This is a genomic window from Fictibacillus enclensis (assembly GCF_001457035.1).
Lineage (GTDB): Bacteria > Bacillota > Bacilli > Bacillales > Fictibacillaceae > Fictibacillus_C > Fictibacillus_C enclensis.
In genome coordinates this window covers 88,156-109,954 of record NZ_KQ758619.1, presented here as the reverse complement: position 1 = coordinate 109,954, position 21,799 = coordinate 88,156, and the positions used below count along the sequence as shown (strand labels likewise).

The following is a 21,799-nucleotide window of genomic DNA, read 5'->3' as shown; positions in this document are numbered from 1 at the left end:
GGACCATCTGTCAAAAAAACTACAAATTTCACTGTGATGGATGTCAATCCTAAGCCCTTTCATAAAACACCCCCGGCTTCAAAAAGGCCGGGGGGGGGGGTGTTCTCTATCACTATGTTTTTTGCAAAAACGTTTTGTCATCGATCTGTGCTTCCCATTTTCTCACTTCACTCATGACCGATTCAACACAGCCTTCTTCAAACGGAGACATTAGCCCAGCGATATTGACGAGCTCGGTAAACGGCAGGCTGCCACCCTGTTCACAAAGCTCCAGGTAATCCTGCCAGGCAGCTTTATGATTTTCCCTCGAGCGCTTCCAGAGCTGAAGAGCACATACCTGTGCCAGCGTGTAGTCAATGTAATAAAACGGGGTCCTGTAGATGTGCGTCTGCATCTGCCAATATCCGCCTTCTTCCAAGAATGGTATACCGTCATGATCCCGGTGCGGCAAATACTTCTTCTCCAGCCGGCGCCATTCCTGTTTCCTCTCCTGCGGCGAAACGTCCGGATTCTCATACACAAAATGCTGAAACTCATCCACGGCCACGCCGTAAGGAATAAATTTCACAGCGGCCGCCAGATGGTCATACAAAAACCGGTCGGTATCCTCACCAAAGAAACGGTCCATCCACGGATAGGTGATCAGCTCCATGCTCATGGAATGAATCTCACAGGCCTCGAGCGTAGGAAACTGGTATTCCGGCACCTCGTAGCCCCTGCTCGTATAAACCTGAAAGGCGTGACCCGCTTCATGCATCAATACCCGCACATCACCCTGGGAGCCATTGAAATTTGTAAAAATGAACGGAGATTGATATTCGCTGATATACGTGCAATACCCACCTGGTGCCTTTCCTTCCTTCGCGACCAGGTCGAGCAGTTCATTTTCCACCATAAACGTATAGAACTCATCTGTTTCGGGAGACAGCTCCTTGAATACCTTTGCCCCCTGAGCCACAATCCACTCCGCATCTCCCTTTGGCTTCGGATTGCCCTCTGGAAAGCTGAAGGATTCATCATAAAATTTCAGCGAATCCACACCGATGCGTACCCGCTGTTTCTCACGCAGATTGTTACAGAACGGAACAATTTGTTCTTTCACCTGATCGCGGAAAACCTTAACCATATTTTTGTTATAATCGGTCCGGTTCAGCCGGTTATAAGCCAGTTCCACAAAGTTTGAAAACCCGAGCTTTTTGGCGATGGAGGTACGCAGCTTCACCATGTCATCGTATATCCTGTCGAGTTCTTCTCTGTGATCATTAAAAAAGCCGAAATGCGCACTTACCGCCTGCTTTCTTATGTTTCTGTCCGGAGATTGGGTGAACGGCATCAATTGGACAAGTGTTCTTTTCTTTCCCTGAAACTCGATTTGAGCAGAAGAAAGCAGCTTCACATACTGGCTTTTTAACCGGTTCTCCTGTTTCAAATCCTCCAGCACTTCAGGAGAATACGTCTTCAATTCTGTATCCGCAAGGTTGAATAAATGCTTGCCCCAGTGGCTTTCCAGTTCTTTTCGATATTTCGACTTAACGAGTGCACGGAAGAAGTCGCTGACCATCCCCTGATAAAGCGGGCCATTTTCATCCATAAAATCATGTTCTTGTTTATAAAAGGCATCTTCTGTATTACTCGTGTAACGAATATGTACGATATTTTGCATGCTTTCAAAATGGTTACGCAGCGATACCAGCTCTGTTAATATCTGATCCTGGACCTCAAAAGACGGGGCTGACTCAAACCTTTTCAGCCTTTCCTGAAAATCCTGTTGAAGTTGGTTCATATCAGGGCGTTTATACTCAAACTGACTAAATTTCATATGATCTTCCCCTTTCTCTACCTGTCCTGAATTCAACAAAACGCCCGCTTTTTCCTTTTTTGAAGAAGCTGTTGGGAGTGAATCCTTTGGTAAATAATAAAAAAGCTAGTTTCTTTAGCAATAGGTGTTTTATCATAGAGATAACAGTACTTTTACAGGAGCGTAGCGTATGAACTCTTTTTCTCATCCACAAGATCCGTTCAAGGGGACATTTGGAAGTCTGGAGAACCTGGCAGATACTATCAGTGAGGTTCTTCACTGCCCGGTTACCATTGAGGATGCCAATCACCGTTTGCTGGCTTACAGCACGCATGAAGACAGCACAGACCCCGCACGGATTGCCACCATTATCGGTCGACGTGTACCGGAAAAAGTCATTAACAGCCTTTGGAGGGATGGAGTAATTCCCCGTCTGCAGTCCAGCGATGAACCTCTTCGTGTCTCATCCATTTCAAAGGTGGGACTAGGCGACCGTGTAGCGGTTTCGATACGCAAAAACGAGGAAGTTCTCGGCTACATATGGGCGCTTGAAGTCGACCGTCACTTGGCGGAGGAAGATTTGAAACTGTTAAAGAAGGCGGCACAATCAGCAAAGAACCAGCTGCTGCAGCATTATACAGGTTCAAGAAGAAAACAGGAGAGCCTTCAAGAGTTCTTTTGGAAGCTGTTAACCGGGCATATGAATAGTGAAGAAGCGATTCTTGACAGTTTGAGAGATCTTGGAATCATGCCATGTTCACCCGTCTCTGTCCTTATTTTTCAATTCCCTCAGGAAATTGATGCTGCCTTTGGGAAAAACGTAAGCTATATTACTTCGGTAAACCAAAGCGTAAAGGCACAGCTGACAGCAGCAGATGAAAACCAGATGATCATGCTTGTGACCTCGTCACGAAAAGAGGATCTGCGCGACATCCTGCAGGAATTTATCCGCTCCTTTACCCAGCAGATGGCTGAACGATTCGGTGTCAAGGGGATTACTGCCGGGTTTGGTGGTGTCTACAATGCCTATCAGCTTACTGAAAAAAGCTTTAAGGAAGCTCAGCAGGTCATCAAGATCAAAGACCGGTTTTCAGAGGGGGTAGAAGACCTTTTTGGCTATGAAAGCCTTGGCATCTATCAATTTCTCGACGTGATCCATGAACAGCAGCAGGCGAGCCGCTATCACAATCCCTCACTTGCCAAATTGCAGGAATATGACCGGCTCCACAAGACAGATTTGTACCAAACGCTCGACACCTATCTTTCAGCCGGCTCCAATGCTCATCAGACCGCAGCGGTGCTGCACATCCACTTAAATACCCTGACCTACCGGCTGAAACGTATTGCCGAGGTTGGGCAGATTGATTATAAAAATACGAACCAGAAAACGATGCTTTATCTGGACTTACAAATACAGCGTCTTTTTTCTTGAGAAGCATTTGTGAAATTTCACAAATGCTTCTCTTTCTTTTTTCTTTTCCCCACAAAGAAATTTTAAAAAGAAAGGATTATACTGAAAACACAGAAATGAAAACGCCATCATTTTGACGGCGCAAGGAGGATTTACAATGATTATTGGTGTACCTACCGAGATTAAAAACAACGAGAATCGCGTAGCTTTGACGCCTGCGGGTGTTGTGCCATTAATAAAAGCAGGACATGAAGTATTGGTAGAAACGAACGCAGGTGAAGGAAGCGGCTTTCCGAACGAAGATTATGCTTCAGCCGGCGCTACAATGATCGACAGTGCTGCAGATGTCTGGGCGAAATCCGATATGATCATGAAGGTAAAAGAACCACTTGCTTCCGAGTACAAGTATTTCCGCTCCGGATTGATTCTTTTCACCTATCTTCACCTTGCAGCCGAGCCTGAGCTTGCAGCTGCTCTTACCGAAAGCGGTGTGACAGCCATCGCCTATGAAACAGTGGAACACAATCGCACACTTCCATTGCTGACTCCAATGAGTGAAGTTGCTGGACGCATGTCCGCTCAAATCGGAGCGCAATTCCTTGAAAAACCAAAAGGTGGAAAAGGAATTTTGCTTGGCGGCGTACCAGGAGTAAAACGCGGGAAAGTTACCGTCATCGGCGGCGGTGTCGTTGGAACAAACGCAGCTAAAGTAGCGGCAGGACTTGGTGCAGACGTAACCATCATCGACTTGAACCCTGACCGTCTCCGTCAGCTTGAGGATATTTTTGGAAAGAGCGTACAAACCTTGATGTCCAGCCCGCTGAACATCGCAGATGCAGTGGCCGAGTCTGACCTCGTAATCGGTGCCGTACTCATTCCGGGAGCAAAAGCGCCTAAGCTTGTAACCGAAGAAATGATCAAGTCCATGAAACCAGGATCTGTCATCGTGGACGTGGCGATTGACCAGGGCGGAATCTTTGAAACGGTCGACCATATCACGACTCACGATAACCCAACGTATGTGAAGCATGGCGTGGTTCACTATGCAGTGGCCAACATGCCTGGTGCAGTGCCCCGTACTTCTACGATTGCACTAACAAACGTGACTGTTCCTTACGCCCTTCAAATCGCAAACAAAGGCGTGAATGAGGCAGTTCTTTCAAATCCGGCATTGAAGTTGGGTCTAAACGTTGCTGGCGGCCATATCACGTATGAAGCAGTAGCTAAAGATCTTGGATACGAATATCTTTCTGCAGAATCAGCACTTGAAAAAGCATTCCAGGCAATCTGATGAATAATTGAAACACCCTTCCTTCTTTTGTCCAAGAGGGGAGGGTGTTTTTTTGTTAAGGATTATATTTCCCGGTAAATAATTTGTCGAAATCAGCGTCACCATTGCTTTCTTGTTTGGTTTCTCCTATAATAAAGCCTTGTGCAAAAACTAAATACTATGCGGTTCGAGAACTCCCGCTGTATCAAAACTAGGAGGTTATTAATGTGTTTAACGTTTACTATGGCATTTTGTTCGCCCTCGTGAACTTTATATTATTTTTAACCTGTTACCGAGTGTTCGGAAAGCAGGGTTTATATGTCTGGGTAGGTGCAGCCACCATTTTGGCCAACATTCAGGTCGTCAAAACGATAGAAATGTTAGGTTTGGTGATGACACTCGGTAATACTATGTATTCCACAATATACCTTTCTACCGACTTGCTGAATGAAAAGTACGGTCAGAAAGAAGCCAAAAAAGCGGTTTGGTTTGGATTTTTCACCCTTATCATGACGACGATCATCATGCAGATGACCTTGTTTTTTGAACCGGCACAGAGCGATATTGCTCAAACGCCGATGGAAACACTGTTCGGGTTGATGCCTCGTCTTGCTGCTGCCAGCCTTGCTGCCTATCTGATCAGCCAGTTTATTGATGTGCGACTGTATTCCATGCTGAAGGCGGCCTTTCCCGGATACGGACAGCTCTGGATCCGGAACAACGGAAGCACGCTGCTGAGCCAGCTGATCGATTCTCTCGTATTTTGTACCATCGCCTTTGCCGGCGTGTACGAGTGGAATGTATGGTTTGAAATCTTCATTACCACCTATTTACTTAAATTTATTGTATCGGCAGCTTCGACTCCCGTTATTTATATTGCAAGAAGCTTTAAATTTAAGACAGAAAAAAGCGAAGCCTGAGTCGGGGCTTCGCTTTTTTTGAATTTATGAAAATGACGTAATATGCAAGTATTCTTTGCCGAACCGCAAGTAACCACCCCAGCTCCTTCTTCCAGCTCTCTCAAAACAACAAATCTTGCACTAAATAACCTTCACTCTGAGATAAACTCCTTTTGTTGCCCTTTCGCGCGCTGCTTGATTCATCAAACGGATTTCCTCCGACAGAACGGATGCCCGCCCCAACCGTCCATCCTGCATGACAAGAGGATCAATCAACCGGAGCTTGCTGATTCTGTGGATCTCATAGTCATCTTCCGTTTCCTCCAGTTCACCTGAAAAGTTCATCAGCTCATTTACCGCTCTTTGAATCTCCTCATCCCCATGCTTCTGTACTTTTTGCAGCAAACCAGCGTCATCCAGTAAAAAGTCCGGCATGGTAATGATCTTGCATTCAAGAGCTCTTTTCAAAATGGAGGAAAGAGCCTCATAGCTGTACACGTTCAGGGGATGAAGAAAGTACTCAATCACTTCTTTATAGTAGGTTTCCACAAACCAGCGGGCATCCTCCAGTGACCGTACATACAGTTTTCCTTCATGAACGCTCAAGGATCGAAGAAACGCCAGGGTCTCATCCTTCGTAATTTTCCCTTGCTGGTACATATCTCTGAGTGTATAGTCAATCCGGTCGGCACAGAGGTCGGGAAGATTCTGTTCCATAATAAAAAAATCGCCGTTCAATAGATCAGTACTGTAGCCATAGTCTTGCAATAGGGATGGAATTTCTGAATCCTCAATGACCGTGTGAAAGATTTCTTCGTGATAATCCTCTTCCGACCGTTTCAGTACCGTATCCACCACATGTGAAAAGGCCGTATGGGATACATCATGAAGCAGGCCGGCAATTTGTTCTTCAAGGCTTCCACCGAGCCGTCGGATCAGGAGCATGACTCCAAGGGAATGTTCATACCGGGTAACATTCCACTCCGGACAGACCAAATAGCTTGCTCCGCCCTGCAGTACCCCCTTCAGTCGCTGAATGGGAGCCGATTCAATCAACCGGCACAATACGTCTTCCAATTCAAATTCCCCATATAAATCGTCACTATAGATATTCTTCATCTTTTTTCTCCCTCCGCTCCAGCCAATGCAAAAGACAGGGACGCTGCCCTGCCTTTTGGTCTCTTACTATTTTTTCATTTCTTTGATCATGGTGTCCAGCATCTTATTTCGCTCGGCCAGCTTATGATTGATTTGTTTTTGGATGAGCAGCATCTGGTCTAAATGAAAACCGATTTTTGCTTTATCCTTCGCTTTAAGAGCAGCTTTCAGATTTTTCTTTTCTGCCTTTTCCTTATCCTTGAGCGATTTCATTTCCATATGAAGCTTTCTCATGCTTTGATGATATTGCTTCATTTTCGGATTTTTGTGCCAGCTTCCCGGCTGATTTCCTGAATGAAGCTGTAAAAGAGTATCCTTTTTCAGCAACGCTTCTTTTTTCAGCCCGTAATACTCCGCCTTCAACTGGTTTTTCTCATGCAGCTTGTTCTTGTAGGGTGCAAGCTGCTTCCACATATGATCTCTGTGCATATGGTGAGGCTGTTCGCTGTTTGTACCTTGAGCATGTGCGGCCAGGGCTCCGGCAAAAATACCGATACCAAAACAGAAAGCTGCAGCCAGCATTATCACACGTTTCATGATGTTCATCCTCCTTTTATTGGGTGATACATCATTAGTGTGGACAGGAAATAAGAAAATATAGGAAAAACATTATGTGATTTTTTTCATAATGACTTAAAGGTGACGGAGTATCCGGTTTACCGTTTCCCTGCGCAGGCCGACAAACTGCCCGATTTCCTCTTGCGTCAGTACATCCTTCACCGATAGATCAGGAAAGTATTGCTGAAACCAGCTTTCGAGCAGCAGGACACGATCCTTTGTTGAAACCGCCGTCAGCTGATCGATGCGCTGCTGCATCATCCGAAGCCTGGTTTGCAGCAGAAGCGCCACTTCCCGGTACTTTTCAGGGTTTTCCGAGAGCCCCCTGTACCACTGCTTTTCCGGAATCACTTCTACTTCAGCCGGAAGCAGGGCAATGGCAGTTCCATGATAATCCTTCTGGCTGATCAAAGAATGATGGGGAATCACTTCTCCAGGCAGAATTAAATTAAGCAAAGATGCGGTTCCATCCTCATGGACACGGACCACCTTAAGAAGCCCGCTTTTCAGTTCAAAAAGCGGACCACTTTCCCCTTGCCGAAATAACACTTCTCCTTTATGTAAAAACATGCTCGTCCACCTCTTTGTATAGTCTTCTACAACTATACCATGTCAATAAAGGCGGTTGGCCCTTTAATAATCTCTTCCTTTACCGGAATCCGAGATTTCAAGCAGATCCTCAGGGTATGGCTGAAACCAGCTCTGACGAAGCAGCTCTTCGTTTTCAAAACGGTACGCCCAAGATTTCAGCATGGCCAGTACACTGGAAAAAGGCTCTTTTTTCTCTTCCACCTTTTCCATCATTTCAAGGAAATGTGATTTTTCCCTCTCATTCAATTGCACTTCAAAGGTTTTAACCATTTCTCTTGCAGCATTCAAGCTTGAATCATATCGTGCGGTCCGTAGAAATAGGCGCTGCAGCCCTTTTTCATACAGTGAAAAAAGTTCATCCTGCGCATGCTGGTCCTTGTTTTTTAAGATGCGGGTTAACAGCTTCAGTGTCGGCCGGCTGTAAGCCAGGAACAGATATCTGTTGTTTTCATGAAAATCATGAAGCCGCTCCAAGGAACCTTCTTTCTTCAATTCCCTGTAGGCGGCAAGCAGAAAAATTTTTGTGAAAAACCGTTCTCTGATCAAAAAGTTATTCAGCCGGCCTTCATCCTCTACCGCCAAGTGGCCGAACTTCTTAAGGACTTTTCCCCCGAAAAGCCCGCTGCTCGAGCCGACGGCGGGCCCTTTTTCAGTTGAGGTGTACAGCTTAACCTCCTTAAGCCCGCAGGAAGGAGAACGGCTTTTTAAAATAAAACCATCGATGTGTTCCAGAGACTGCAGGTATGCATCCGAAAATCGCTCTATATCCGCTGTTACATCCCGTTCCGTTTTGGGCTGCACCAACCGCTGCTCCCCATCCTGCAGAACGATGCGGATGGTTTCTCTCGGTGTACCCAGCCCGATTTCCACTTCAGGGCAAACCGTTAAAAAATCTACGTATTTCATCAGCTTCCGGATGGTCGGATGATGGATGACATCCCCATTATACCGGCAGTTATCGAACTCCAGACACCGGCTGACCACAAGCCTTGGCTTTGCATATGCTCCCATGGCAATACTCCTTTTTATCAACATAAGAGCATTGTGTCCCAAATATAAAGGATTTAAATGGAATACGTGAGAAAATCGCCTTTGTGCCCGCCCATTTTTTCATAAAATCGTTGTGCCCTGTGGTTGTCTTGTGCGGTCTCCCAAAGCATGGCCGCATACCCGTTTTCGCCGGTATACTTCTTGCAGGCTTGAAATAAACCGGTGGCCACATTGGTTCCCCGGCTGTCCTCTGCCACATAGAGGTCATTCATAACCGTGATTTTATCTGCCCGTGTGGTGCTGTATGTAAAATAAAGCGTGGCAAATCCCTTAAGAACTCCATCCTGTTCGGCTACAAACTGAAGCCCTTTTTCTCTCTCCAATAGAACAGCAACCAAGTCATCCAGCTTCTGATCAGCCGGCTTCGGGCTCTTGTAGAAATCCACAATATATTCAAGCATGAGCGCCTTTAACTGTGGGGCATCTGCCTTTTTACTCATTCGAATGATCGCTTCCATCTTCATTTCTCCTTTTGATTATCTTTGGCTGAAACTCAGCTCTGTGTACTGTTCAATCTCCTGGTAGCCAATGCTGCTGTATAACTCGTTCGCAGCGGCATTCGATCCATCGGCATAAAGGGTGCAATAAGTGATATCTGTTTCAAGCAACCGTTTGCTGAGATTCGCTACACATGCTCTGGCATAGCCCTTTCTCCTTTGTTCCTGCGGAGTATACACCATATTAATCGTCATCGTGCTTGGAGTCTGCCGGGTTAGTGCAGCCATACTGACAGGTTCGGACTTCTCATTTTCCCATAAATAGATGCTATCTTTCCCTATCATTTCTTTTGCCTTTTCCAATGCTTCATTCTTCGTAAGCAATGAGCGGTTTTCTATACCCATCTCATACAGCCACCTTCCTGTCATTTCCCTGTCTTCCGGAGTTGCTTTCCGGAGCTCCCCACCGCAGCTTAAGGGAAATGAAATATTAGCTGTTCCATAGAGCTTCATACTCGACATCACGCGGTACGAATTACCGGTTTGAAGAATCCACTCTTCTGCAAACGTATGGGCCAGTGCAGCAGGAGCGGAAAGCCGTACAATGCCCCAGTCCTCATCAATCAGCTTGTGAACGACGGATTCTACCCCTTCTTCCTCTCCAAATAGCTGCAGAGGACCTGGGGGCGCCATATACGCCGCAAGCCGAATATCCTTATCTTCCTTCACACAGCACAGAAAAGGCGGATTATGTATAGTTGATTGCTTATCTAGTTGTTTCATGCAGCTGGATAGCATATTGCCGCTGGCTGCTTCCTGCTTCATCAAAAATTGTTTTGCAGCTCTATAAAATTCGTTTACATTGCTGTAAGATTCCAGCTTCATTTTCCCACCACCTTCTTACTCATTTTTGCACAATCCTTAACTAGTTCTTTGACAGAACGGAGCAAACCTTCTTTTACCCTTGAAAAAGCAAATTCATTGGCTTTCCTGTAAATTTCCCTTTATGATGGCTAAGAGGCATTGCAATAATAATAGATGAAAGGTTTGGTGAAGAAGATATGACAGAACAAAAAAATCAGCACATCTTATTAACAAGCCGTCCTAAAGGTATGCCTTCCATGGAGAACTTTACATTTGAAGACATCGAGATTCCAGAACCGCAAAACGGTCAAGTACTGCTTAAAACGTTGTACCTATCTGTAGACCCTTATATGCGGGGAAGAATGAATGACACAAAATCCTATGTACCACCGTTTGAATTAAATCAGCCCGTCAGTGGGGGAATTGTTGCCGAAGTGGTCCAGTCCCGCTCAGGCGAATTTGAGGAGGGAGACCTGGTCATCGGCAATCTGCCATGGGCTCTTTACACCACTGCAGGAGAACAGGAAGTACGCAAGCTTGATCCTGAGCTCGCTCCGATTACGACCAATCTTGGCATCCTTGGCATGCCTGGCCTTACCGCCTACTTCGGATTGCTTGATATCGGTAACCCGCAGGAAGGGGAAACCGTGGTAGTATCCGGGGCAGCCGGGGCAGTGGGCAGCACCGTCGGCCAAATCGCCAAAATTAAAGGCGCCCGGGTCGTCGGCATTGCCGGATCAGAAGAAAAAGTGAATTACCTGAAAAATGAACTGGGCTTTGACGCCGTGGTCAACTACCGCGAGGCCGGCAACATCCGCCAGGCACTGAAAGAAGCATGCCCGGATGGCGTAGATGTTTATTTTGACAATGTTGGCGGAGAAATCTCGGATGCCGTCATCAGCCTGCTGAACAAATATGCGAGAATTCCGCTGTGCGGGCAGATTTCCCTTTATAATCTTGAAAAACAGGACGTGGGTCCACGCATTCAAGGGCAGCTGCTGATCAACAGCGCACTGATCAAGGGATTCATTGTCAGCAACTATGCCTCCCAATTTGGGGAAGGCGCAAAGCAGCTGGGACAATGGCTGCAAGAAGGAAAGTTGAAATACGAAGAAAACGTCGTTGAAGGCTTCGAGAACACCATCGATGCATTCCTGGGCTTGTTCAAGGGAGAAAACCTCGGAAAACAGCTCGTGAAAGTGGCTGAACCCAGCCAGTCATAATTAGTAACGCTCCGGTTCATTTCCGGGGCGTTTTTATTTGGAGCAAGTTTTTTTAGGGAAATAGTTCACCGTTTGGCTTCCCTCTGTATACATTGGAACAAAAACGGAATTGAGGAACATTGATGAAGATGCTTGATCCTAAAAAGCTTTTTGTTCAATACCGCCCAAACGCCGCACCGACAGACCCCAAATCCCCACGCCGCTACACGCTGACCCATTCCGACACGACCGCCCAGCTTTTTTTAGTGGTTGGCCCTGAATTTGCCCACGATACCGCAAATCCGATGCGGGATGAAGTATATGCCGAATGGAAAACATTTAATCGCGAAAAAGTGCTGTACGGTTATGTGCTGGTTGCAGATGAGAATACAACCGAATCAGTGGCCAGACAACGAAATGAGATCTTTTTGCGGGAGTTGCCACGTGTTCTTGAAGCTTTCCGATACGGCGACCGCTATTTTTTCGACGCCCACCCTGAATACAAGGAAGCTCCTGTCTATATTCAATTTGAATCGGTCTATCCCGAATTCCGCCAGCTCAAACCTTATGGCCCCATTTCAAAATATGTATAAAGCTTGAGGTGATGACTGTGCAAAAACCAAAACGCCATCCCTATACCAACCTGCTCATTCAACAGCACCACACCGATAATGTAAATGTTCAGTACCCTCAGATTATTGATCTTGCCAATTTGGAGACACAGAACAAGCTGAACAACACGATAAAGAATAAGGTCTTTGGGCTGATGGCCGAGAACGGGATCAAGGGTAAAAATTTGGAGGAGATGACAGGGAGTTTTGAAGTGAAGCTTAATCAGGGAAAGTGGCTCAGTATCGTTTTTACCAATTACGCATACTGGAAAGAAGCCGCACACGGCCTAACCCTCCAGGATTCAATCACCATGGATGTTAATATGGGCAAAATCGAAAAGCTGAGCGATTTATTTAAATCGAACAGCTTTTACAAAACAAGACTGACCTCCATCATCAAGAAAAAATTTAAGGAATACCAGTTTCCTCTCATTCAGCCATATGAAAGCGTCAAAGAGGACGACCGCTTTTTTTTAACCTCCAAAAATCTTGTGATTTATTATCAGAGCTATGAGTACACCCCGTATTATATCGGTCTTCCCGAGTTCCCAATCCCTTTGACAAGCCTTTCTTCCATTCTTATTCCGGAGCTAAAAACTAATTTTCAATCTTAAGAAGCCGGTTCGTCGCTTTAAGATCAGAAATGGTCCCAGCACCGATTCCGAACATCGCCGCCCTCAGCTCAAATTCAATCTGTTCCAGCTTGGAAATGATAGCGACCTCGTCCTGATCAGCGGCTGCTGGCAGCAAGGACCGGCCAAATCCAACCACATCAGCCCCTAGAACCAAAGCTTTTGCAGCATCCACTCCATTTTTCATACCACCACTTGCAATGATATTTTCGAATGCGGTTTCTTTTCGTACCTCAATCAAGGCATCGGCGGTAGACAGTCCCCATTGTTGAAACGCTTCTGCTGCCTGCTCTCTCATTTTGTTCTTTGAACGGTACTTTTCCACTTGAATCCAGGACGTTCCCCCTGCTCCCGCCACATCAAGAAACTGAATGCCTGCCTCTCTTAATTTTTTGGCGGTCTCGCCATCAATGCCCATTCCCACTTCTTTAACCCCCACTGGAACGGGGAGGCTTGCGGCCACCTCTTCAATCTTGGGGAGCAACTCTGAAAAGTTGGTATCCCCTTCCGGCTGAAAGGCCTCCTGCATACTGTTGAGATGCAGGACGAGTGCATCTGCTTCGGCAATCTCCACCGCCCGGAGGCACTCCTTGGTGCCGTAGCCATAATTGAACTGGACGGCCCCCAAATTGGCGATAATCGGTACAGTCGGTGCATATTTTCGTATGTTAAATGTATAAGCTACACCCTCATTCTCCACCGCTGCTCTCATCGAACCGAGACCCATTGCCCAGCCCATTTTCTCGGCAGCCATGGCAAGCCTCCTGTTGATCTGGTAGGCCCGTTCTGTGCCCCCTGTCATTGAGCTGATTAAGAACGGGGTACGCCGGCCCTTTTTCATAAAGGCAGTGGAAAGATCGATATCACGGAAATTGATTTCAGGAAGCGCATTATGCTTAAACGAATACCTCTCAAATCCGGTCGTTACGTTTCGGCTTTGCACCTCTTTGTTCAGCGCGATATCAATGTGCTCGGTTTTCCTTTTTTCAGTAAGATTTTGTTTTTCATCCATCGTCATTCCCCCGTTCAGGACCGCTGTGCCTTCCTAGACTTCCCTGGTTTAACATAAGAAAAACAGGCAGTTTTTCACCTGCCTGTTTCTCCCCGTCATTCACTTTTTTCAAATAAGGAAAGGTACTCTCCATATCCTTCTTTTTCGAGGTCGCTTTTCGGGACGAACCTCAATGCGGCAGAATTGATGCAATACCGCAAGCCGCCTTTATCCTGCGGTCCGTCATTGAACACATGTCCGAGATGGGAATCGGCCGATTTGCTTCTGACTTCAGTACGGACCATAAAATGGCTGAAGTCCTTTTTCTCTTCAACTTCCGACTGCTGGATAGGCTTCGTAAAGCTCGGCCAGCCACAATTGGAATCAAACTTGTCAAGAGAGGTGAACAGCGGTTTTCCTGAGACAATATCTACATAAATACCGTCTTCTTTATGATCCCAGTACGGGTTCTGAAACGGAGGTTCCGTCGCATCGTTCTGGGTCACCTCATATTGAATCGGTGTTAACTTTTTCTTCAGTTCATTTTTGTCTGGTTTGTTGCTCCAATTCTGTTTGATAAAATCTTCCCTCCCTGAACCTTTGCGGTACCGTTGGTAATGCGCAGGGTTCTTTTTATGGTAATCCTGATGGTACGTCTCTGCTGGGTAAAACGTGGATGCCGGAAGAATCGGCGTCACAATCGGTTTCTGGAAACGGCCCCTTTCGGCAAGCTCCTGTTTGGACGCTTCCGCCAGTTCCTTCTGCTGTTCTGTATGATAAAAAATGGCGGTGCGGTAAGAATCGCCGCGGTCATAAAACTGGCCGCCGGGATCTGTCGGATCAATCTGCTGCCAAAAAAGAGTCAGCAGTTTTTCGTATGGAAAAACATCCGGATCATAAGTGATCTGCACGGCCTCGTAATGTCCGGTCGTATCGGAGCAGACTTCCTCGTACGTCGGATTCTCGGTGTGGCCGCCCGTATATCCTGAAACCACTGAAATGATGCCCGGCTGTTCCTCAAACGGCGAAACCATGCACCAAAAGCAACCTCCCGCAAACGTAGCAAGCTGCTGATTCTCTTGAGTACCCAAAAACCTCACTCCATTTCTTTGGAAATCTTAAATCCATTATCCCTATCATAAAACAAGTATCACACATTTTAAAAAAATAATGCTTAAATAGAAAAGCTGAAGCGACCGTTTAAAAGCGAAGTCGTTGGAACTCTTGAACACAAATACGCTTTTTGTATTTTTGTGAGAGAGTGAAACGATCGAGCTTTTGGTCGCTGAAGCTGGATCATAGCTAGAAAAGCTGAAGCCGCTGTTTAGAGACGACAAGCGTTGGAACTCTTGAACAACAACACGCTCTTTGTGTTGTAGTGAGAGAGTGAAACGATCGAGTCTCTAGCGGCTGAAGCTGGATCATAGTTGGAAAAGCTGAAGCGACCGTTTAAAAGCGAAGTCGTTGGAACTCTTGAACACAAATACGCTTTTTGTATTTTTGTAAGAGAGTGAAACGATCGAGCTTTTGGTCGCTGAAGCTGGATCATAGCTAGAAAAGCTGAAGCGACCGTTTAAAAGCGAAGTCGTTGGAACTCTTGAACAACAACATGCTCTTTGTGTTGTAGTGAGAGAGTGAAACGATCGAGTCTCTAGCGTCAACTAATATGCAGCCAATCCACCCCGGTTGAACTTCCCGTAAACGGGCAAACTAGAGGCAAGAACGGCAAGTAAGGAGGATAAAATGCATGGCAAGAAGAAGCCGCACGCCCTTAGTACCTGAATCAAGGCCCGCACTGGACCAGCTGAAGGCAAAGGTAATGAAAGAAGTTGGTTATGCTGTAGATCCGTCCCAGCCCGACGCGGTTAAATATGAAGTAGCAAAAGGCATGAATGTGCCGATGCAAAAGGATTACAACGGACAGCTGACGGCCAAGCAGGCCGGAACGGTTGGCGGCCAGATCGGCGGCCGGATGGTGAGTGAACTCATCCGACAGGCGAAACAGCATCTGAACAAGCAACATTAAATAAAGGCTGACGCATGGCCCCATTCGAAGACCAGGCGCTCAGCCTTTTTGCATGTTACTGGTTGGTTGAAGGCAGTAAAAGTAAGCCATCACCGATTGGCCGTTCACCCGCTGCGTCGGATGGATCATTCACCAGCTCACCGTTCACATTCATGGTGGTGGATCCCCCGCCATCCAGGTTCACTGCTTCCATTGCCCCCAGTGCTTTCATTAATCGAGCTTCTTCTTCAAACGTCATCCCGATGCTATATCCGGGATTCTTGCCATCCACCGTCACCAGAAGCAAAGTTCCGTTCGGTTTGATGCCGGCGATGGTTCGTGGATTCCTCCGCTCGCCAAAACGATAGTAAAATTCAGGATCAACGGGCTGATGAAACCCTTCCTTTGTGGCGTTAATATAGACTTTTCCATGCTTTAACAGCCTTGGACCGCCGTTAACCACTCCATATTTCGCGGACGATGGGAGAGTTTTGTTATCAGCCGTAACAGTCTTTTTTACTGAAAGCTTCTTTCCAGCTACCGCATGCTCTTTTAGCCAATCAGCAGAATCTCCAGTTCCGGCAATGACTGAACCGCCAAACGGTATGCTGGTACCGCGTGAAAATCGGACATCGAGCACCCTTCCATTGCGATCTAGCACGACATCCGTTCCTGGTCCTTCCGGTGTCCTGTTTCCGAACGCAGAGGTATATTGAATCAATTCATCCGGATCCGTACATGTAAAGTCATGCCGGGGAAGAACGGTTTCTGTGTCACCAATTCCGCCACAGCCTCGGATAAGCCCCGGAACCCGGTTCAATCCATCGAGCGTTGCCCTGGTAGCATGGTTCCCTTTGATCGTCAGTTTCGTCTTGACAGAGGCGATGCTGGCTTGTTTTTGCCGGTTCAGTACCAGGCTGGTTCTTCCTTTAACCGCTTCACTGATAAGGTCTCCATTAATAACAGAAACCCCCGCCAAGTCCCCTTCTGTTCCATCCTGCGGTCCCATGACAAAATAACCGCCGTTGACTCCCGCCACAGCATGTGTGGTTTTCGCCATATCACTTAGCTTTTCCTTGCCGGGAACGACACCTTGAGCCAGTACTGGCTTAAGACTTCCATTCCATTGGCGGGTGTTTATCTCCAGAATGCGTACAGCCCATGGGCCTGTGGATTCTTCCCCATCTTCAGGGATATAGACTACTTTCGATTTGCTGTATCCTTCAGAGACCAATTTCTTTTGTTCGCTTTTTGCAGCCGATTCCTTTTGGAAAGGGCCCGTTCGTACGAGATAGCCCAGAGGTTTTCCGTGTTCAGGGTCATCCTGTGCCCGGTCCGCCAGCGTTTTGACCGTCGCCTTATAGCCTTTTTCCGTCAGTTCCTTTGAAAGCTGTCCGGCTTCAGACTGGTCCTCTGTAAACGCAGCATCGATCATATAGCCAGAGGGGCCGCTCACCTTCCCATATACAGACTTGGTATATGTAAGACCCTTCTCCAGTTTTTGTACCTCTTTGGTTTTTGGTGTGGTAAATGGTTCTTCTTGAGCGTTGGCAAGCGGAGCTGGAAGCAGGATTCCCATTACGCTTATAAACATAGCAACACGGCCCATTCGATTCTTCGCAAATCTTTTCACAGTTATCCCCCTTTTCCTTTTTTAGTCAATTCACGTTAAGTGTAACGGATGGTTGTGGAGAGAGCGTTACAGGCTGTTAAAACTTTGTAAAAAGTGAAAAAAAGATTAACCTGAAAAAAATCGCGCAAAATAAAATTTGTATGCAATGTTTTTTATTGACAATTCAATCGGCAAGCATTTATTATATATTTTGTTCATAAATAGTTGGTATGCGAACTATTAATAAAACAAACTGTTCACAAAATGAGAAAGTGGGGATGATAGTTTAATGAATCTGCTCAACAATGAGCTGCTGGATTCCTTTATACGAATACAAAAAGCCTTATACTCACTGATGAAGGAAGACGCTGACAGGGCAGGATTGACGGTGGTGCAGTTAAAAGCGCTGTACAAAATCCACCGTTCACCAAACACTGGCCTGAGGGAGCTTGCAGCCAGTTTAAAATTAACAAACAGCACGATGAGCGGTGTGGTTGACCGGCTGGTATCCAACGGTTTGCTGGAACGGGAAGTATCAACCGCTGACAGAAGAGCCATTACCCTGAAACTAACGGAGGATGGCGAACAAAAGCTTCAGGAAGCTACTGGAGATGATTCTTCTTTCACAAAGAGGATTATGGAGATCACAAAAATGGACCCTGAAGATAAAGACCACCTGCTGAGAATTCATCAGCAAATCATGACGATTTTAACAACCAAGGAGGAAAACCATTCATGAACATGCGCCGTCTAGCGGTCTTAAACGTAATTATTTTAATCATTTTAATCGGTGGTGGCATTGCAGCATACTACTATTACAACCAATCTGCAAACTACATCAAAACAGATAATGCCCAAATAGCGGGCCAACAGGTAACCATTGCAGCTCCTGCCAACGGAAAGCTGACAGACTGGAAGGGTGAAGTGGGCAAAGAGTTCAATAAAGGCTCTGAAATTGGAACCATTACTGCTGCTCCTTCCCAAGGATCAACTGGAATGTCCAAAGTAAAAATTGATGCACCAAAGCATGGAACGATCGTACAGCAATCCGCTGTGGAGGATTCTTTTGTGGCTGCTGGAACACCGCTTGCTCACGCTTATGACATGGGTAACCTATGGGTAACAGCCAACGTGCAGGAAACAGATATTGACGATGTGAAAAAAAACCAAGACGTTGATGTGTATGTCGATTCGTTCCCTAACAACACACTCTCAGGAAAAGTGGAAGAGATTGGCCTTGCAACTGCCAACACGTTTTCCATGCTGCCAAGCTCAAATAACACTGGAAACTACACAAAAGTCACCCAGGTTATTCCTGTTAAAATTTCGTTAGACAGTTATTCTGGCCTTGATATTGTTCCTGGAATGAATGTAACCGTACGGATCCACAAGTAGGTGGTGAGACGATGTCAATTTATATCATAGGCTATGTCCTTATATCCATTGTTCTTTTGCTGACAGTGAACTTTATTGCAGTCCGTGCAAACCGGAGAAAACAATGGGAAGAGCAGGACCATATTTCGGAGCGGGCTTCGGGCCATCCGTATGAATCCAACGAACTGATTGATGCGACTCTGGAAGATACAGCGATCTCTGAACCTGCTCTCGAATATGTGACGTCCGCTGCCGAAAAGCGGCAGGAAGAAAGTTCACTTCAGACCATTAAAAAAGTAAAGCAGGATGAACCCATTCCAGTGGGGCGAATACTGACTGTACTGATGCTCGGGGCTTTTATCGCTATTTTGAACCAAACCTTGCTCAATGTAGCGATTCCCCACATCATGAATGACCTGAATGTTTCTGCTACAACGGTTCAATGGGTTTCCACCGGGTATATGCTGGTGAACGGGGTATGTATTCCGATTACAGCCTATTTGATCGAAAGGTTTGGAACAAGAACCCTGTTCATCGCCGCTATGTTTCTGTTTACAGCAGGAGCCGTCATTTGTTCCATTTCCACGTCGTTTGGCTTGTTAATGGTGGGGCGTGTGGTTCAGGCTGCTGGAGCAGGTATTATCATGCCTCTTATGATGACCGTTTTTCTTACTGTGTTTCCTATTGAAAAGCGCGGCCAGGCGATGGGGACCATGGGAATTGCGATGCTTTTTGCACCCGCTGTCGGCCCGACGCTTTCAGGATACATTGTGGGGCATTACTCCTGGAGACTGCTCTTTGACATCATCATTCCGTTTGGTGTCGTTGACCTGATTATCGCTTTTGCATGGATGAAAGACGTTATTCAAAAATCGAATCCAAAGTTCGATTTTGCAGGATTTCTCTTTTCTACCATTGGTTTTGGTTCCCTCTTATACGGCTTTAGTGAAGCCGGAAGCGAAGGCTGGACCAGTACCATCGTATTATCTACCATTATGATCGGGTTAATTTCCCTTGCTGCTTTTACATGGAGGGAGCTTACCACCGATAAACCAATGTTGAATTTGCGTGTCTTTAAATATGATGTGTTTGCACTGACAACCGTCATCAGCATGATCATCAATATGGCAATGTTTGCAGCCATGATCCTGCTGCCGATTTATCTGCAGAACATCCGTGGATTTACCCCACTGGAGTCCGGATTGCTATTATTGCCGGGAGCCATTATTATGGGGATTATGTCTCCGATATCCGGAGCGTTGTTTGACCGGATCGGTGCGCGCCCGCTGGCCATCATCGGGTTGACCATCACGGTAATCACCACATGGGAATTCAGCCATCTTTCGACCGACACCACCTATGGACATATTTTGTTCATGTATGTGTCCCGAATGTTTGGTATGTCGTTTTTGATGATGACCGTAATGACCGCAGGGATGAACCAGCTGCCGCGGCACTTAAACAGCCATGGTACAGCAACGTCCAACACGATGAGACAGGTTGCAGGTTCACTCGGTACGGCCTTCCTGGTGACGATCTTTTCCAACCGTCAGGAATTCCATACCGCTGATTACGCCAATGTCGTAACCACCTCCAATCCGATCGTTTCAGAGAAAATCGGTGCTTTGGGCCAGGGACTTGCCCAGATGGCCGGACTGCCTTCAAGCGCAGGAAGTTCATTGGGGATTCAGGTGATCTACGGCACAGCCGCAAAGCAGGCAGCGATCGATGGAATTAACGATGCCTTTATCGTCGCAACAGGAATCGCCTTTGTGGCCCTGGTTCTCTCCTTTTTCATCAAGCGGGTTATACCGTCAGGAAAATAAATTCAATGAAAAGAAGCTGTCTTTCGGGGCAGTTTCTTTTTTTATCCTTCATAAAGCTTCAATTTTTGAAAACCAGTGAAAACCCTTTCACGGCAACGGTTTCGCTTGCTTGAAATTTCCGAAAATACCCACATTTTTTCATTTTGCGCGATTTCTATCCTTACATAATCCATCCCCTCCTCCTCCTTCACGTGCTCTCACACCCCATGATGAAAATAAATCCTGTATCCTCCATATTCCTCCCTTTATGGTGATCATCCACACTTTCTCGTGGGGATTGGTTGTATCGATTTTCATGCTTCGTTATACTCGTAACCGTTGCTTATTGAACCGGATAAAGAACACATGAGGAGTGAAAGTTTTTGAGTCTATCTACTATTAAAAATAAACGCATTGTCGTAAAAATTGGATCCAGTTCCTTAACAAGCCGTCATGGTGAAATCAGCCGGAGAAAACTGGAGCGCCTGGTGGACGAAATTGTCATGCTTAAGGATGACGGACATGAGGTAGTGCTCGTTTCTTCAGGTGCTGTGGCTGCCGGATACCGAAAGCTCGGTTGTCTTTCAAGACCGACATCTCTTCCGGAAAAGCAAGCTGCTGCTTCAATCGGACAGGGACTTTTAATGGAAGCCTATTCGGAAAGATTTATTTCTCACGGATATACCGCTTCTCAAATCCTGATTACGCGAAGTGATTTTTCTGATAAAAAACGATACACGAACGCAAGGAACACCATAAATGTTTTATTGGACCGCGGCATCGTGCCGATCATTAATGAAAATGACACGATTACGGTGGAACGCCTGAAGTTCGGAGATAATGACACCCTTTCCGCCAAAGTATCAGGCCTGGTCAATGCCGACCAGCTTCTGATCTTATCAGATATTGATGGTCTGTATACGGAAGATCCAAGAAATAACCCGGATGCCCGATTATTGGAAGAGGTATATGAGATTACACCGGAAATTGAGGCCTCTGCCGGCGATTCCGCAAGTGAAGTAGGAACAGGCGGCATGCGTTCAAAAATTGACGCTGTAAAAATTGCGATGGCTTCCGGTATTCCATCGTTCCTCGGAGATGCTGCAAAACCCAACATTATTTATAATGCGGTTCAGGAAACAGCAAGAGGAACGTATTTCACACCGCAGGAGGACAGTGAAAATCTTGATGTCAGAAGACAATGGATCGCGTTTCATTCAGGTCCAGAAGGTGAAATCGTGGTGTCAGATGAAGCAAAAGCTGAGATTACAGAGCATAAAAGTTTGTACCCTACAGGAATTGAATATGTGGAAGGTTATTTTAAAAAAGGTGCAGTGGTGCGCATCAAAGATATGGACGGCATTCAGATTGGACTTGGCGTGAGCAATTACTCTTCGAAGGACTTAATCAAGATTAAAGGACATACGAAGGAAGAAATTGCAGATATCATTGATGTGGGTCCTCAGGAAGCTATTAACAATGCTGATCTTGTATGCCACACCAGTTTAGCTGTACCGCTACTATCATAAGG

At 46.2% G+C, this 21,799-nt stretch carries 22 protein-coding genes; 11 read left to right on the top strand and 11 right to left on the bottom strand.

Translation table 11 applies throughout. The annotated features are described in order from the left end of the window. Positions 1-112: 112 nt before the first annotated feature. Positions 113-1,819 (bottom strand): M3 family oligoendopeptidase, encoded by a 1,707-nt coding sequence (locus tag AS030_RS15890; protein WP_061973312.1) that lies wholly within the window; start codon positions 1,817-1,819, stop codon positions 113-115. A 169-nt stretch (positions 1,820-1,988) separates the two neighbouring features. On the opposite strand from AS030_RS15890, the gene AS030_RS15885 reads away from it, so the two are divergent. From AS030_RS15885 to AS030_RS15875, 3 genes are all read left to right on the top strand, one after another. Next, positions 1,989-3,230, top strand: a complete 1,242-nt coding sequence (locus tag AS030_RS15885) for a PucR family transcriptional regulator (RefSeq protein ID WP_061973309.1) — start codon at positions 1,989-1,991, stop codon at positions 3,228-3,230. Positions 3,231-3,366: 136 nt separating this feature from the next. Further along, positions 3,367-4,500: an alanine dehydrogenase gene (ald, locus tag AS030_RS15880; protein WP_061973306.1), complete on the top strand. Its 1,134-nt coding sequence runs from the start codon at positions 3,367-3,369 to the stop codon at positions 4,498-4,500. A gap of 206 nt (positions 4,501-4,706) precedes the next feature. After that, a complete protein-coding gene (locus AS030_RS15875) occupies positions 4,707-5,399 on the top strand; it encodes a queuosine precursor transporter (RefSeq protein WP_061973303.1) in 693 nt (230 codons plus the stop codon). A gap of 120 nt (positions 5,400-5,519) precedes the next feature. Here AS030_RS15875 and AS030_RS15870 read toward each other — a convergent pair whose 3' ends face one another. The 6 genes from AS030_RS15870 to AS030_RS15845 form a co-directional block, all read right to left on the bottom strand. Beyond that, positions 5,520-6,497, bottom strand: coding sequence for an HD domain-containing protein (locus AS030_RS15870; protein WP_061973301.1), 978 nt, complete (start codon positions 6,495-6,497; stop codon positions 5,520-5,522). 66 nt (positions 6,498-6,563) lie between these two features. After that, positions 6,564-7,073, bottom strand: coding sequence for a hypothetical protein (locus AS030_RS15865; RefSeq protein WP_061973298.1), 510 nt, complete (start codon positions 7,071-7,073; stop codon positions 6,564-6,566). A gap of 96 nt (positions 7,074-7,169) precedes the next feature. Continuing rightward, positions 7,170-7,664 (bottom strand): Crp/Fnr family transcriptional regulator, encoded by a 495-nt coding sequence (locus AS030_RS15860; protein ID WP_061973296.1) that lies wholly within the window; start codon positions 7,662-7,664, stop codon positions 7,170-7,172. 63 nt (positions 7,665-7,727) lie between these two features. Continuing rightward, on the bottom strand, positions 7,728-8,696 hold the full coding sequence (locus AS030_RS15855; RefSeq protein WP_061973294.1) for a YbgA family protein: 969 nt from the start codon (positions 8,694-8,696) through the stop codon (positions 7,728-7,730). 53 nt (positions 8,697-8,749) lie between these two features. After that, positions 8,750-9,193, bottom strand: coding sequence for a GNAT family N-acetyltransferase (locus AS030_RS15850; RefSeq protein WP_061973292.1), 444 nt, complete (start codon positions 9,191-9,193; stop codon positions 8,750-8,752). 18 nt (positions 9,194-9,211) lie between these two features. After that, the gene (locus tag AS030_RS15845; protein ID WP_061973290.1) at positions 9,212-10,057 is read right to left on the bottom strand and encodes a GNAT family N-acetyltransferase; all 846 of its coding nucleotides are present in this window, start codon (positions 10,055-10,057) and stop codon (positions 9,212-9,214) included. 176 nt (positions 10,058-10,233) lie between these two features. On the opposite strand from AS030_RS15845, the gene AS030_RS15840 reads away from it, so the two are divergent. The 3 genes from AS030_RS15840 to AS030_RS15830 all read left to right on the top strand — a co-directional run bounded on the left by AS030_RS15840 (position 10,234) and on the right by AS030_RS15830 (position 12,463). Beyond that, positions 10,234-11,259: an NADP-dependent oxidoreductase gene (locus AS030_RS15840; RefSeq protein WP_061973288.1), complete on the top strand. Its 1,026-nt coding sequence runs from the start codon at positions 10,234-10,236 to the stop codon at positions 11,257-11,259. Between the two features lie 122 nt (positions 11,260-11,381). Next, the gene (locus AS030_RS15835; protein WP_061973286.1) at positions 11,382-11,831 is read left to right on the top strand and encodes a staygreen family protein; all 450 of its coding nucleotides are present in this window, start codon (positions 11,382-11,384) and stop codon (positions 11,829-11,831) included. Positions 11,832-11,848: 17 nt separating this feature from the next. Beyond that, positions 11,849-12,463: a DUF3298 and DUF4163 domain-containing protein gene (locus tag AS030_RS15830; RefSeq protein WP_061973284.1), complete on the top strand. Its 615-nt coding sequence runs from the start codon at positions 11,849-11,851 to the stop codon at positions 12,461-12,463. Here the strand turns inward: AS030_RS15830 and fni are convergent. Together fni and msrB are read right to left on the bottom strand one after the other, a co-directional pair. Further along, a complete protein-coding gene (gene fni / locus AS030_RS15825; RefSeq protein ID WP_061973282.1) occupies positions 12,447-13,493 on the bottom strand; it encodes a type 2 isopentenyl-diphosphate Delta-isomerase in 1,047 nt (348 codons plus the stop codon). The genes AS030_RS15830 and fni overlap by 17 nt on opposite strands. A 95-nt stretch (positions 13,494-13,588) precedes the next feature. Continuing rightward, the gene (msrB, locus tag AS030_RS15820; RefSeq protein WP_061973279.1) at positions 13,589-14,563 is read right to left on the bottom strand and encodes a peptide-methionine (R)-S-oxide reductase MsrB; all 975 of its coding nucleotides are present in this window, start codon (positions 14,561-14,563) and stop codon (positions 13,589-13,591) included. A 656-nt stretch (positions 14,564-15,219) separates the two neighbouring features. On the opposite strand from msrB, the gene AS030_RS15815 reads away from it, so the two are divergent. Next, positions 15,220-15,498, top strand: a complete 279-nt coding sequence (locus tag AS030_RS15815; RefSeq protein ID WP_061973277.1) for an alpha/beta-type small acid-soluble spore protein — start codon at positions 15,220-15,222, stop codon at positions 15,496-15,498. Positions 15,499-15,553: 55 nt separating this feature from the next. Here AS030_RS15815 and AS030_RS15810 read toward each other — a convergent pair whose 3' ends face one another. Beyond that, positions 15,554-17,110, bottom strand: coding sequence for a phosphodiester glycosidase family protein (locus AS030_RS15810; RefSeq protein WP_061973274.1), 1,557 nt, complete (start codon positions 17,108-17,110; stop codon positions 15,554-15,556). Between the two features lie 268 nt (positions 17,111-17,378). Here AS030_RS15810 and AS030_RS15805 point away from each other — a divergent pair, with 268 nt between their 5' ends. The 3 genes from AS030_RS15805 to AS030_RS15795 are packed head-to-tail and all read left to right on the top strand — an operon-like array spanning position 17,379 to position 20,289. Continuing rightward, complete coding sequence (locus AS030_RS15805; RefSeq protein ID WP_061973271.1) at positions 17,379-17,828, top strand: MarR family winged helix-turn-helix transcriptional regulator; 450 nt, start codon at positions 17,379-17,381, stop codon at positions 17,826-17,828. Continuing rightward, entirely contained in the window at positions 17,825-18,484 is a 660-nt protein-coding gene (locus AS030_RS15800) for an HlyD family secretion protein (RefSeq protein ID WP_061973269.1), read from the top strand. The genes AS030_RS15805 and AS030_RS15800 overlap by 4 nt, the downstream gene beginning before the upstream one ends. Before the next feature lie 11 nt (positions 18,485-18,495). Beyond that, positions 18,496-20,289: a DHA2 family efflux MFS transporter permease subunit gene (locus AS030_RS15795; protein ID WP_061973266.1), complete on the top strand. Its 1,794-nt coding sequence runs from the start codon at positions 18,496-18,498 to the stop codon at positions 20,287-20,289. A 41-nt stretch (positions 20,290-20,330) separates the two neighbouring features. Here AS030_RS15795 and AS030_RS24605 read toward each other — a convergent pair whose 3' ends face one another. Continuing rightward, the gene (locus AS030_RS24605) at positions 20,331-20,462 is read right to left on the bottom strand and encodes a hypothetical protein (RefSeq protein WP_276203865.1); all 132 of its coding nucleotides are present in this window, start codon (positions 20,460-20,462) and stop codon (positions 20,331-20,333) included. 189 nt (positions 20,463-20,651) lie between these two features. Between AS030_RS24605 and proB the strand changes: the two genes are divergently transcribed. Next, positions 20,652-21,797, top strand: coding sequence for a glutamate 5-kinase (gene proB, locus AS030_RS15790; RefSeq protein WP_082635851.1), 1,146 nt, complete (start codon positions 20,652-20,654; stop codon positions 21,795-21,797). The last annotated feature ends 2 nt before the right edge of the window (positions 21,798-21,799 follow it).